The organism is Bacillus sp. AFS001701 (genome assembly GCF_002559405.1).
Taxonomy (GTDB): domain Bacteria; phylum Bacillota; class Bacilli; order Bacillales; family Bacillaceae_G; genus Gottfriedia.
The window spans coordinates 16,540-31,299 of record NZ_NTZO01000088.1; the positions used below are offsets into that span (position 1 = coordinate 16,540).

12 protein-coding genes are annotated in these 14,760 nt (G+C 33.4%); all 12 read right to left on the reverse strand.

The genetic code is table 11. The features are described from left to right. Window positions 1-300 precede the first annotated feature (300 nt). The 12 genes from trxB to CN514_RS07185 all read right to left on the reverse strand — a co-directional run bounded on the left by trxB (window position 301) and on the right by CN514_RS07185 (window position 14,752). Window positions 301-1,248 (reverse strand): thioredoxin-disulfide reductase, encoded by a 948-nt coding sequence (gene trxB / locus CN514_RS07130; protein ID WP_098231995.1) that lies wholly within the window; start codon window positions 1,246-1,248, stop codon window positions 301-303. Window positions 1,249-1,515: 267 nt separating this feature from the next. Then, window positions 1,516-3,015 carry a tetratricopeptide repeat protein gene (locus CN514_RS07135; protein ID WP_098231996.1) on the reverse strand — a complete coding sequence of 500 codons (1,500 nt, stop codon included), beginning with the start codon at window positions 3,013-3,015 and terminating at the stop codon, window positions 1,516-1,518. A 165-nt stretch (window positions 3,016-3,180) separates the two neighbouring features. Further along, the gene (locus tag CN514_RS07140) at window positions 3,181-3,681 is read right to left on the reverse strand and encodes an acyltransferase (RefSeq protein ID WP_098231997.1); all 501 of its coding nucleotides are present in this window, start codon (window positions 3,679-3,681) and stop codon (window positions 3,181-3,183) included. Then, window positions 3,678-4,325, reverse strand: coding sequence for a pyrophosphatase PpaX (ppaX, locus tag CN514_RS07145; RefSeq protein WP_098231998.1), 648 nt, complete (start codon window positions 4,323-4,325; stop codon window positions 3,678-3,680). The genes CN514_RS07140 and ppaX overlap by 4 nt, the downstream gene beginning before the upstream one ends. Window positions 4,326-4,338: 13 nt before the next feature. Further along, a complete protein-coding gene (locus CN514_RS07150) occupies window positions 4,339-5,280 on the reverse strand; it encodes a nucleoside recognition domain-containing protein (RefSeq protein WP_098231999.1) in 942 nt (313 codons plus the stop codon). A 27-nt stretch (window positions 5,281-5,307) separates the two neighbouring features. Next, a complete protein-coding gene (gene lgt, locus CN514_RS07155; RefSeq protein ID WP_098232000.1) occupies window positions 5,308-6,120 on the reverse strand; it encodes a prolipoprotein diacylglyceryl transferase in 813 nt (270 codons plus the stop codon). Window positions 6,121-6,141: 21 nt separating this feature from the next. Continuing rightward, window positions 6,142-7,083, reverse strand: coding sequence for an HPr(Ser) kinase/phosphatase (gene hprK / locus CN514_RS07160; RefSeq protein ID WP_098232001.1), 942 nt, complete (start codon window positions 7,081-7,083; stop codon window positions 6,142-6,144). Window positions 7,084-7,365: 282 nt separating this feature from the next. Then, window positions 7,366-7,740 (reverse strand): phage holin family protein, encoded by a 375-nt coding sequence (locus CN514_RS07165; RefSeq protein ID WP_025671435.1) that lies wholly within the window; start codon window positions 7,738-7,740, stop codon window positions 7,366-7,368. Continuing rightward, complete coding sequence (locus tag CN514_RS25590; protein WP_025568734.1) at window positions 7,741-7,935, reverse strand: PspC domain-containing protein; 195 nt, start codon at window positions 7,933-7,935, stop codon at window positions 7,741-7,743. 369 nt (window positions 7,936-8,304) lie between these two features. Then, window positions 8,305-11,163 carry an excinuclease ABC subunit UvrA gene (gene uvrA, locus CN514_RS07175; protein ID WP_098232037.1) on the reverse strand — a complete coding sequence of 953 codons (2,859 nt, stop codon included), beginning with the start codon at window positions 11,161-11,163 and terminating at the stop codon, window positions 8,305-8,307. 14 nt (window positions 11,164-11,177) lie between these two features. After that, window positions 11,178-13,163: an excinuclease ABC subunit UvrB gene (uvrB, locus tag CN514_RS07180; RefSeq protein ID WP_098232002.1), complete on the reverse strand. Its 1,986-nt coding sequence runs from the start codon at window positions 13,161-13,163 to the stop codon at window positions 11,178-11,180. A 302-nt stretch (window positions 13,164-13,465) separates the two neighbouring features. After that, complete coding sequence (locus tag CN514_RS07185) at window positions 13,466-14,752, reverse strand: hypothetical protein (RefSeq protein WP_098232003.1); 1,287 nt, start codon at window positions 14,750-14,752, stop codon at window positions 13,466-13,468. Between the last annotated feature and the right edge of the window lie 8 nt (window positions 14,753-14,760).

Below are 14,760 nucleotides of genomic sequence, written 5' to 3' on the forward strand. Positions count from 1 at the left end.
CTGATTTACGAGCTTTCTAGCGAAGACTAAAGGCGATGTTGCATTTATACTTAATTGCTACTACGATAGGTCCTCCTTTGTCGCTACAAATTTATACTTTAATGCACAAAAAAAGGGAACATGGACAAGCGCATATCCATGTTCCTATATATTAGGGGGCTCTCTGGTTATTGTCTATATTACAGTAACTATATTTCAGGAGAGTTACACCCTAATTACATATAAGTTTCAGAATATTACAATTTCGTTCACAATTCTAAAACTTAATTTTATATGTCAGTTTATTGTTTCTAATCAAGATTAGTTAGTTTTAGATAATTCTTCTTTTAATTCTTCAATATAATGTTGTACTGCTTGAGCAGCAATACTTCCGTCTCCAGTAGCTGTTACAACTTGACGTAAAGTTTTTTCACGAACATCACCAGCAGCAAAAATTCCAGGTACTTTTGTTTCCATTACATCGTTTGTTTCGATATATCCATTTTCATTCGTAATACCTAAACTTAAGAATGGTTTTGTTAATGGCAGCATTCCAATATAGATAAATACGCCATCTGTTTTAAATTCAGTTTCTTCACCATTTTGAGTATCTACAAGCGTTACGCTACTTACTTTACCATCAGTTCCGTTAACTTCTTTGATTGTAGAATTCCAAATAAATGAAATTTTTTCATTTGCAAATGCACGGTCTTGAAGAATTTTTTGAGCTCGTAATTGATCTCTACGGTGAACGATTGTAACTTTAGAAGCATATCGAGTTAAATATACGCCTTCTTCTACTGCTGAATCTCCGCCACCTATAACTACTAATTCTTTATCCTTAAAGAATGCTCCATCACAAACAGCACAGTAAGATACACCACGTCCTCCAAGCTCTTGCTCACCTGGAACACCAATTTTTTTGTATTCTGCACCAGTTGAAATAATAATTGCGCGTGCTTTGTACTCTTTTTTACCAGCAATGATTGTTTTATATTCTTTACCGTCGATAATTTCTTTAATGTCACCATAAGCGTATTCAGCACCAAATTTTTTCGCATGATCAAACATTTTATTTGATAAATCCGGGCCTAAAATACTATCAAAACCTGGGTAGTTTTCAATTTCTTCAGTATTTGCCATCTGTCCACCTGGAATACCACGTTCCATCATTAATGTAGAAAGATTTGCACGAGATGTATATACAGCTGCCGTCATCCCTGCAGGACCAGCTCCAATGATAACAACATCATAAATTTTTTCTTCCATTTCTTAATCACTCCTTGTACTTAAATGGCTAATTGCCCTACTTCATTAACTATCACTATCCTAATACGCGATGACATAAAACAACAAATCATATGCTCATGATAAAAAAAACTCTTCGACTGACGAGCTTTTAGGAGAAGTCAGAGGCGTAGTTGCACTTATACTTAATTCCTAGTATTTGCTACCACATCGAGTACAAATCCTTGCTTCCAATTTATACTCACCTTAATGAGAAATAAAGAAAGCTTGCATTAACACCATCTGGTATTAAAACAAGCTTCGAATGGCGCTAATGCCTTTATTTAATAAATAGGTAGAGATATTATAGTTTGCTGCAATTTTCTTTTGTGATACACGTTTTACTTCATTTTCAACAAGATAATGTGTAGCAGCTAATAAAACATCTTCACTTACAGGTAATTCTTTATATTTTAAGGTAAGTTCACAAATAGCGAAAAACCATAATTGAAGATGATTACGTAGTATTATATAATCTTCTTCCCAAGTTGTTTGTACTTTCTTTGCTCCGTTAATCGCAATATTCAATGATGGATGAGGCTCTAGATAACACATATTATTTAGAAGAACCTGTTCTAATTGTTCATCGAGACCAATATTTTCTAATGGATTTAAATCTTGAAGGATTGAACTAAATTTTTGTTCATAATAATATTCCTTCATAAAATAGATTAATCCCCATCTCTCACTATTCGAATTGGAGTATTTTGCTTGGTACTCTGTTTCAGCCATTAATTGTTCGATTTCATTCGATGAATGCTTTTTTTCAGCCCATGGAGCTAATTCCTCATGATCATCAAATTCACTAGTCATTTCAAAATTCCAAATACGCTCCGCCGTTTCAATTCTTCCAGATTGATAAGCTGCATCACAGAACATATAATAAAACTGTATTTCACGATCTGGTCGTTCCATGTACAGTAAATTAAATAACTTATAAGCTTCTTCATACTTCTTGAACTGATAGAAAAGTACGCCAAGCTTATGGCGGTGCTCTTCAGAGATTGGAACAATATTTGATAAGCCTTCAAGATATTGCAGAGCAATTTCTTGTTCATTTAATATTCTTTTTAGCATTGTTAAATGAATTAAAGCTGATAAATTACCTGGATTATGTTCTAAAACATATTGTAATACTCTTTCAGCTTCCTCAGGATTACCTAAATGAAGCTCTACTAAAGCTAAGTTATTATAAGCAGGCCAAAATTCTTGATACTTATCAACAATAGTAAGTAAAGTTGTTTTAGCAGATTTCCAATCATGATTTGCCAAATAGCTTGTAACTCGCTCTTGAAGCACTAATAAATCATCATTAATACTTAAATCATCATCTTCTTCACTATGAATAATATCTAAATAGTCTTCTAGTTCTTCTAATTGCTCTTCATCCGTGCCAATTTCTAAATACTTTTGAGCATACAAATTGGCTTTTTGGAACAATCCTAATTCAAAAAATGCAAATGCTAATAAATAATATACATCCTCATTTGTTGGATATTTATCTAAAATATATTCTAAAATTGTTATTGTCGTTTGATATTGATGTAATGATAAAAGCTTTCTAGAAATATCTATAAGAACTGTTTGATTTTCTTCATTTTCAGCAGCTTTTTTTAAATAATAAATCGCTTGCTCAGAATCGTTACTATTATAAGCTTTCATCCCTTTTTCATAGAAATAATCTTTCGGTAACGAGAACGAAACGACATTATGAAATTGATTTGTTTGATTCCCCAAATTTTCAGACATTCGATCCTCCAGTTTTTCAAGCTTATCACAGTATATCACATAAAAAGAGGAAATAGTCGCCGTCCAAATTATAAGAATTTTAGACGAACGTACAATTTCCACATTATCTAAATAAGTTGTCAAAGTATTATTTTAACCGAAACAAAAAATATTGAAAACTACTTTTTAAATAGTAGTATCAGATTGAGGTAATGAAATAATAACCATAGGATTACCTCCAACGAATGCACCAGCTGGAACATCCTTGTTGACAAGTGTTGCAGCTGAAACTTTCGCACCATCACCTATTGTGACACCCGGCAGGATTGTCGTATTTGCACCAACTAACACATTATTACCAATAATGACTTCTCCTAATCGATATTCATTAATTAAATATTCATGCGCCAAAATTGTTGTATTATAGCCGATAATCGAATTACTACCAACTGAAATTAATTCTGGAAACATTAAATCAGGCGTTACTTTAAATGCAAAGGCTGCATACTCTCCTACTTTCATTCCAATGAGATTCCTATACATCCAGTTTTTCAGTCTAAAGAAAGGGATATAACGAGCTATTTCAATGACAATAGTATTTCGAAATGTTTTCCAAAACGAAACAGTCTTGTAGACTTGCCAAAGTGAATTTTCACCTTCAATTAGGTAGCGTTTCGTTTTCCTCAATTCTCATCAATTCCTAAAATTCGTAAGAGATCACTCATCTTTTCAAGCATAAAATCAGGTTTAAAAGTAGCTAAAAATTCTTTTCCTTTTAGTGACCAAGCAACACCTGCTGTTTTCGTTCCAGCATTTCGACCACCTTCAATATCATGGTAATTATCGCCCACCATTATACTCTCTTCAGGAATAGAATTTAATTTTTTTAAAGCTAATTGAATCGGTTCTGGATGTGGCTTTGCATTTTGCACGTCATCTATTGTGATAACAGTATCAAAGAATTGCTTTAATCGACCAAAACTTAAGCCCATCTCAACAACATTTCGTGCCTTTGTTGTTACAATCCCAATTTTATATCCTAACTTGTGTAAAGTTTCAATCGTCTCATAAACCGTTTCATACTCCTCAACAAACTCATCATGCATCTCCATATTAAAACTGCGATATTCCGAGATGAACTCGTCAACTCTTTCTGCATCTACCGTAGAGAATGATTCAGTTAAAGTTGGACCCATAAAAGGTATAACATGTTCACGTTTATATTGTTCGGGATAATATTTATTCAAAGTATGCAAGAATGAAGCAATAATTAATTCATTTGTATTGATTAAAGTACCATCTAAATCAAAAAGAATCGTATTTATTTTCATAAGAATTTCCTTTCTATTTCACTTCAGCTTTTAAACTTGATTCAGTTTTTCTCCCTACTCTTCCTACGATTCTTGCAACTATACAAGTAACAACTAATGCGACAAAGAAACGAATTAAAAATAAGTATAAAACTGGAATCCCTAAAGGAATAAAGAGAAGTGTATCTTCTACTACAGCATGACAAGCTACTAAAAATAAGAAAACGAGGTATAAATCTCGTTTCGAAACACCATCTTCTTTAACGGCTTGAATCATAACACCTGCTCCAAAAGCTAATCCAAAAAACAATCCCGCGGCTAATGTAACTCCAGCTTTTGCTTCAACACCGATTAATTTAGTAAATGGAGATAATGCTTTTGTTATATAATTCATCCACCCATAATCTTTTGCAATTTGAATAACTAGCATTAATGGAAAAACAATTTTAATAAGGTTTAAAATACCCATTAATGATGAAATGATGGCATTATAAATGATATCCCATCCTGACTGGTTAACGCTCTCTGCAACAGCAATGCCTTTATGAACAATTTCTGTTCCACCAGACCAAAAGAAATGGATACAAATAGCAGAGATAATTGCAAATCCAATCCTTACTAAAACAACAAAAGATGCTCGAACTCCTACAGCAGTAGCTACTGTCGTTTCAACAAATAGATTATGAGAAAAACTTAACATAACTGCAAGGATCAATGCCTCCTTAACAGTTAAATCCATCGGTAGCATTGCTCCAAGGGCTGCATAAAGATTTAAAACATTTCCTAAAACTAATACTAATGCTGCATCTCCCTTTAAACCGATAAAACTCATTAATGGTTCAAGAATATTAACAAACCAGTCCATTAGTGCAGTTTCTTTAATGATCGTTAAAATGAAAGAAATAGGGAAAATTATTTTCCCTATTTTCCAAGAAGTTTGTAAACCAACTAGTAACCCTCTCTTTAAAGTTTCCAACGTGCTCCCCACTCCTGTTTTACAAACTTATGCGTCTAAATAACGCTCATTCGATAACCCTTTAACTCTACGATAAACAAGAATGATAATAGATAGTATGATAATTACGACTGAAATAAATTGAGCCATTCTAATTGTACTTGTTAACATTAAACTATCTGTTCTCAGTCCTTCAATAAAGAAACGACCAACTGAGTACCAAATTAAATAAGTTAAAAACATTTCACCACGTCTTAGATTCACTCTTCTTAAAATTAGTAAGAAGATAATCCCTAATAAACTCCATAATGATTCATATAAAAATGTTGGATGATAATACGTTCCATCAATATACATTTGATTAATAATCCAAGTAGGTAAATGAAGACTTTCTAAAAATGATCTTGTTACTGGACCTCCATGAGCCTCTTGGTTCATAAAGTTTCCCCAACGTCCAAGCATTTGGCCTACTAAAATACTTGGTGCTGCAATATCTGCAAGCTTCCAAAATGAAATGCCTCTTTTCTTTGCAAAAAAGTAACTAGCAATAAACGCCCCAATTAAACCACCGTGAATAGCTAATCCACCATGCCAAATGGCCGGTATTTCACTAACATGCTTAGAATAGTAGCTCCACTCAAATAGTACATAATAAATTCTAGCCCCTATAATGGCTGAAGGTAGAGCTACTAAAATCAGATCCAAAAATGTATCATCAGGTATTCCACGTCGTTTACTTTCACGAATTGCCAACCATAAACCTAATACAACACCTAAACCGATCAATACTCCATACCACTTTATTGAAAGAGGACCTAAGTGTAAAAATACTTTATCTAATGGCTGAATATTTGACTCCATTTCAATTTCCCCACTTTTTCATTAAATTAAATCACTAACGTTATTACCGCCTTGAATTACTTTCTCTAAACGATCTGCAAATTGCTGCGCAGCATTTACACCCATATTTTTCAAACGGAAATTCATCGCTGCTACTTCAATAATAACAGCTAAATTTCGACCTGGTCGAACAGGCAATGTGATTTTCGAAATATCTGTATCTAATATTTTAAGTTTTTCATCGTCTAAGCCAACTCGGTCATAAACCTTTTGGGAATCCCAAGTCTCTAAGTCAATATTCAACGTAATACGCTTGTAATTACGAACAGATCCTGCTCCAAAAAGAGTCATTACATTAATAATTCCTAATCCACGAATTTCTAATAAATGCTCAATTAATTCTGGCGATGAACCAATCAGCGTATCCTCATCAGTTTGACGAATCTCTACTGAATCATCTGCTACTAATCGATGACCACGTTTTACTAACTCTAGAGCCGTTTCACTTTTACCTACACCACTTTTACCAGTAATTAATACACCGACACCATAAATATCGACTAGTACACCGTGTAATGCTGTAGTTGGAGCAAGTTTAGCCTCTAAATAACTCGTAAGTCTACTGTACATTTTAGTTGTCTTACTGTTTGATAGTAAAATAGGTACGCCTGTTTCTTCACCCGCTTCAATTAGTTCGGATGGAATTTCTAAACCTCGTGTCACGATAATACAAGGCGTATCATCTGCACAAAGTTTTCTTAATCGATTATGTTTTTCTTCGTCAGTTAAGCTATGATAAAAAGTTAATTCTGTTTTCCCTAATATTTGTACTCGATCAGATGGATAGTATGTAAAAAAACCTGCAACCTCTATACCTGGGCGAGATAAGTCAGTCGTGTTAATCGAACGATTCAACCCCGCACTTCCACTAATGACCTCTAATTTAAAATACTCAACTAAATTCTTTGTACGTAATTTAGCCATACAAGCCTCCTAAGGATTAATAATTATGTATTATCTCTCATATTGTACCATTTTTAAACTTTGTGGGAAAATGTCGACAAGTCAGTAACTGAGCTAAAACGATTAAAAATCATTAATGTAAAAGTGAATTTATCATGATATTTAGTAACTTCAATCAGTTTTTGCATTTAATGATCATCAGTAAATGACGACGGAGTTCACATAATGTTCGAAAATCCCATTAATCTAAAAAACAAAAAAAGAGACTCTCAAAAGTACTTTAACTTAAGAGACTCCCTTTTTCTACCGATGACTATGCTTTTTTTTATCCTTTGAACCAAACACAAAATATTGAATTAACATACTGAATGTACTAATTAGAATCGATGCGATAATAGCAGTTCCAAAACCATTTACTCGTAAGGCATCCCCTAATAAATAATCAGTAATTTCTAGCGTAAATGCATTAATAATAAACAGGAATAATCCCATTGTAAAAATGGTTACAGGTAAAGTGATTAAAATTAAGATTGGGCGAATAATTGTATTTAAGATCGATAATACCAACGCAGCAATGATAGCCGTTGGAATATTTTTTACATAAAAATCTGGTTGCAGAAATCCTGCTACTACAATAAAAACTAAGCTATTAATAGCTAATGAAAATAACCATCTCATTTATTTCACATCACCTTCTTCTGGAACAACAAATATCCAAATTAAATACACGAATAGAAGTGCCCCAAATCCTACGAAGAATAATATAACAAACAGTAAACGGATTAATGTACTGTCCAAATTAAAATACTTACCTAATCCACCACAAACACCTGCAAGCATAGAATCTTTAGAAGATCGATATAGTTTTTTCACAAAAATCTCCTCTCTATCGATACGCCCTCATTTTTTTATCATTACTATTTCATTATTTATTCTATGTTAAAACATTAAAGAAATGTGGACTACTTTTCAAGTAAAAGGAACTATGAATGACATAAAGTCCTACCTGTCAATTAATGACCAAATTTTCGTAAAAGGAGTTTAGTGAGCTTGATTTCCACTACAGTATTGACCGTTTTATATATCAACATCCTGACAAAGAAAAAGAAGAATAGTTGATTTCTGTTTGAGAATGCTCACTGTCCAGCTAATTCAACTGGAGTTGAGCACCCTTTTCGTTTCAATCAACTACTCTTTTACATCAATATTTCAATTACTATCCACTTATAAAAAGAGACTTTTTTAAGATTCCATCAATGCTAATCTTTTTTCCATTCTAGCTTTGTCACGTTCTAATACAGCTTTTAAATACTTACCTGTATGAGATGCTTCAACTTTACATAGTTTTTCTGGTGTACCAGTTGCTACGATTGTACCACCTTTGTCTCCACCTTCTGGTCCTAGATCGATTAGATGGTCGGCTGCTTTAATAACGTCTAAGTTATGTTCAATTACAAGTACAGTATCTCCATTATCTACTAGTCTTTGTAATACAACTAATAATCGTGCAATATCATCAACATGAAGCCCTGTTGTAGGTTCATCTAATATATATAAAGTTCTTCCATTCGTACGTTTATGAAGCTCAGAAGCTAGTTTTACACGTTGCGCTTCTCCGCCGGATAAAGTCGTAGCAGGTTGACCTAATGTAATATAGCCTAAACCTACATCATTTAACGTTTGAAGTTTACGTTTTATCTTAGGAATATTTTCAAAGAATGAAACTGCATCCTCAACTGTCATATCTAAAACTTCAGAGATCGTTTTATCTTTATACTTAACTTCTAAAGTTTCTCGATTATATCGTTTACCATGACAAACCTCACATGGTACGTAAACATCCGGTAAGAAATGCATTTCGATTTTAATGATTCCATCACCTCGACATGCTTCACATCTACCGCCTTTAACGTTGAAGCTAAAACGACCTTTCTTATAACCGCGAACTTTTGACTCATTCGTAGCAGCATATACATCTCGAATATCATCAAATACACCAGTATAGGTAGCCGGATTTGAACGAGGAGTACGACCAATTGGTGATTGATCAATATCAATAACCTTCTCCAATTGTTCAATCCCTTTAATTTCTTTATGCTCACCTGGACGTACTTTCGAACCATTTAATTTTTGAGCTAATGATTTATATAAAATCTCATTTATTAATGTACTTTTCCCTGATCCTGATACACCTGTTACTGCAACGAATGTACCTAATGGGAATGAAGTTGATACATTTTTTAAATTGTTTTCTTTTGCTCCAACAATTTTAATTTCACGTCCATCGCCTTTTCTACGCTCAAGCGGTACAGGAATAAACTTCTCACCCGATAAGTACTTCCCTGTTAATGAATTTTGATCATTCATTACTTCATTTGGCGTTCCTTGTGAAATGACCTGTCCACCGTGAATACCAGCTCCTGGTCCGATATCAATTAAATAATCTGCTGCTAGCATCGTATCTTCATCATGTTCTACAACAATTAATGTATTTCCGATGTCTCTCATATTTAACAATGTTGAGATTAAACGATCATTATCACGTTGGTGTAATCCAATTGATGGCTCATCCAAAATATATAATACACCCGTTAATCTCGAACCAATTTGAGTCGCTAAACGAATCCTTTGAGCTTCTCCACCAGATAATGTCCCTGCAGCTCGGTTCAATGTTAAATAATCTAAACCTACATTTACTAAAAAGCCTAAACGCTCTCTAATTTCTCGAAGGATTAGATTTGCAATTTTTTCTTGTTTTGGTGTTAAATCAAGCGATCCAAAGAAATCAAATGCTTCTTTAACTGACATTTTTGTTACTTCACCGACATGCAAGCCACCAATAAATACTGCAAGTGCCTCTTTTCTTAGACGATGCCCTTTACAAGTTGGACAATGTTGTTGAGCCATGTATTTTTCCATTTGCTCACGAATAAAATCTGAAGATGTTTCTTTAAAACGTCTTTCTACATTGGAAATAACACCTTCAAATTCAATCATCGCTTCACGTACATGACCTTGCTCGTTATCATATTTAAAATAGATTTGTTCTCCATTACTACCATAAAGAATTTTATCTTGTTGATCCTTTGGTATATCCTTAAATGGAATATTCATTTCAATTCCATAATGATTACATACACTTTCTAATAATTGAGGATAATACATCGAGCTAATTGATTCCCACGGTGCTATAGCATTTTCTTTAAGAGTTAATTCATCATTTGGGATCACTAAGTTTATATCCACTTCTAATTTCGTTCCTAATCCATCACATGAATGACAAGCACCAAACGGGCTGTTAAACGAAAACATACGCGGTTCTAATTCCCCAATTGAAAAACCACACAGTGGACATGCATGATGTTCACTAAATAGTAATTCTTCTTCACCTATTACATCAATAATCACTCGACCTTCTCCTAGTTTTAATGCTGTTTCAAGAGAATCAGCTAGTCGAGATGCTACACCATCTTTTACAACAATACGGTCAATTACAACTTCGATTGAATGCTTCTTATTTTTCTCTAATTCTATTTCATCAGATACATCAAATAGCTCACCATCAACACGAACGCGAACGAACCCTTGTTTTTTAATTTCTTCAAATACTTTTACATGTGTCCCTTTACGACCAGATACCACTGGAGCAAGCACTTGAATTTTTGTTCGTTCAGGATACTCCATTACACGATCTACCATTTGTTCAACTGTTTGAGAAGAAATTTCGATCCCATGATTTGGACAAATCGGAGTTCCAATACGAGCATAAAGAAGTCGCAAGTAGTCGTAAATCTCTGTTACAGTACCAACTGTCGAACGGGGATTTCGGCTAGTCGTTTTTTGATCAATTGAAATCGCAGGTGAAAGTCCTTCAATTGAATCAACATCCGGTTTATCCATTTGACCTAAAAATTGACGAGCATACGCAGATAATGATTCTACATATCTGCGTTGACCTTCTGCATAAATCGTATCAAAAGCTAGAGATGACTTACCTGATCCCGATAAACCAGTTACAACTACTAATTGATTACGAGGAATCGTAACATCAATATTTTTTAAGTTATGCGCTCTGGCCCCTTTAATAATTATTTCATTCATACTTTTCAAGTTCTTCACCTCTCAGACTTCAATTCTAATATTAAGTCACGAAGTTCTGTTGCTCGTTCAAAATCAAGCGCCTTCGCTGCGTCCTTCATTTCCATTTCAATTGATTGAATAAATAAATGTCGTTCTTTTTTGTTCATTTTCTTATATTTAGCACTAATGCCGTTTTCATAAACTTCTTCTTCTTCAGCTACAGAAGTAGCTCGAATCACATCACGTACTTGCTTAATAATCGTTTTAGGAGTGATTCCATGTTTTTTGTTATATTCTTCCTGAATCTCACGACGACGTTTTGTTTCATTAATCGCAATATCCATCGACTTCGTCATTTTATCAGCATACATAATAACATGACCATTTGAATTCCTTGCAGCCCGACCAATTGTTTGGATTAATGAACGTTCAGATCGTAAAAATCCTTCTTTATCTGCATCTAAAATTACAACTAATGAAACTTCAGGAATATCTATCCCTTCACGTAAAAGGTTAATACCAATTAACACATCATATTTACCTAAACGAAGATCACGAATAATTTCAATTCGTTCAAGCGTTTTAATTTCAGAATGTAAATAGTTAACCTTAATACCGATTTCTTTCAAATAATCCGTTAAATCTTCAGACATTTTCTTTGTTAGAGTAGTAATTAGTACTCTCTCATTTTTTGCAATGCGATTACGAACTTCATCGATTAAATCGTCAATTTGACCTTCAATCGGACGAACATCTATCGTCGGATCTAGTAGACCTGTTGGACGAATAATTTGCTCTACTTTCTCAGGACATAGTTCTAGCTCATATGGTCCAGGTGTCGCAGTTACGTATATAGTTTGTTGCACTTTTTCCACAAACTCTGCAAACTTTAAAGGTCGATTATCCAATGCAGAAGGCAGACGGAATCCATGATCTACTAATACTTGCTTTCGAGCTTGGTCACCGTTAAACATTCCTCGGATTTGCGGAACTGTAACATGTGACTCGTCAATCACCATTAAGAAATCTTCTGGAAAATAGTCTAATAATGTATAAGGCGTAGAACCTGGTGGTCTCAGTGTTAGATGACGGGAATAGTTTTCAATTCCAGAACAAAATCCCATCTCGTTCATCATTTCTAAATCATATCTAGTTCGCTGCTCAAGCCTTTGAGCTTCTAGTAACTTACCATTATCTCTCATTTCCTTTAATCGTTCTTCTAACTCAACTTCAATATTTTTAATGGCAATTTTCATTTTTTCTTCACGTGTAACGAAGTGGGAAGCCGGGAAAATTGCAACGTGTTCACGGTCACCTAAAATTTCGCCTGTTAATGCATCTACTTCTCTAATTCTCTCAATTTCATCACCAAAAAATTCCACACGAATACAGTGCTCATCACGTGATGCCGGGAATATTTCAACAACATCTCCACGAACTCGGAAAGTACCACGTGAGAAGTCAATATCATTACGCGCATACTGAATATCTACTAGTTTATGTAATAGGTCGTCTCTACTAATTTCCATTCCAATACGAAGAGAACAGACTAATTCACGATATTCTTCAGGAGAACCTAAACCATAAATACAAGAAACACTCGCTACAATAATGACATCCTTACGTTCAAAAAGGGAGGAAGTCGCAGAGTGACGTAATTTATCAATTTCATCATTAATACTTGAATCTTTTTCAATATAAGTATCCGTTTGAGGTACATAAGCTTCTGGCTGAAAATAATCATAGTAACTTACGAAATACTCAACTGCATTATTTGGAAAAAACTCTTTTAATTCACTATATAATTGCCCTGCTAATGTTTTATTGTGAGCAAATACTAATGTTGGTTTTCCTACTTCTTTAATTACATTTGAAATGGTAAACGTTTTTCCCGTACCTGTTGCACCCAATAAAACTTGATGCTCTTTACCATTTTTAACCCCATCAACTAACTGCTTAATCGCATTTGGCTGGTCACCTTGAGGTGAATAATTAGAAACTACCTCGAATTTCTGCTCCATCTTCCCCGCCTCCATTTCCAAAACATACCTATCCTTCTATTTTACCACAAAATTTCAAAAATCAATCAAAAACAGAACAAATGTACTTTAAAATTTAATCATCTTTACATATTATCGATGTTTTGGTACGAATTCAAGTAACTAAACTAGAACGTACATTCTTCAAGTGAAGGAAAAAGTACATAAAAAGGAGGAAAGTATAGAAAAAAGAGCATAAAAAAAAGAGAAGGAGTAGGAAAAAATTTTATAAGATTTATAAAATCCTTTCCTATAACCCACTTCTTTTCTTTTTCCTGCCCTATTTATTTAAACTGAAAATCATAAACTTCTAATTTTTTTAATGCTTTACTAGTATTTCCTTTATCATTCTTTACTTCAATTCTGCCTTCGAAAACACTTTGTCCATTTGCTAAATCAGCAACAATCAAATCTTTATTGAACTTGCCAGGATTTTCAGTACTATTCGTAATTGCATATAGTTTTCCGTCGATGACTTTGTAATTTGAAAGATTATTACTATCTACCTTTTTTATGAGTACTGTTTCACCTTCGACCTTTTTATTGTTTAGATTATACTTTAAAACTGAAAGATCTTTATCACTTTGCGTTATAAAATACAAGTTTTCTTTATCAAGAATTACATTACTTTGCATTAATTGCTCTTTTTGTTCATTCGATAAATTTAAATTTTCTTCTTTACCAGTTTCTAAATTAAATATGATTACTTCATTACTAAGTTCTTCAGTTTCCGTTTCTCCATTTGTTTGAACTGTATCCTTTAGTTTTACTTTTTTGTATACATCGAATTTAGAAGGAACAGTTTCATCTGAATCTTGTATCAGATTTTGTATGTCAGTATGTGTATGAGTATTTTGATCATTGGATGATTTATTAATGACTGTACGATCAACAATTTTCTTTTGGTTTACATTAATTCGATACATGACTAATTCATTTTGATCGACATTTATATTTGAATTTGTAGTTTTATCCTTTACTACATCCGTTTTATTTTGATAAGTAGTGACAATTAAATCTTTACCGATTAATTGTACATCTTGTACATAAATATATGAGTAGTTTTCTTCCTCTGGAATATCAAGTTTAAATTTAAAACGGTCTTTATTATGAAGATCAAGACCATCTATATACATTTTAAAATGATTATTTTGGTGCTCATACGTACCACCAAGTTTTCCACCTTTTACATCAGCATACCATGCATAATCTTTATCGATATAAAATTGAGAAGAAGAAAGTTTTCCGCGCATAAAGTTTCTTTCTTTCTTTCTTAAATGATCTAATTTCTTTAGATCATAATAGTCACTATCAAGCTCACTAAGCATTGAATTTCTGTCTTTATATTCACTTCCATCAGTAGTAATAGTTAAACTTCTACCTCCACTACCTCCACTCTGATCATATCCAGCGCTAATAATTAAATCTTTAGCATATTTTGAATCTCCATTTTCAGTTTTTAAGTAAAATTTAGGTAACTTGCTTTCTGACATAGCTACTTTCGTAAAAAACGTACCTAAACTGATTGTCGTGACAACGGCTATTACTGCCAAATTACGATATCGCTTCATTCTAACTC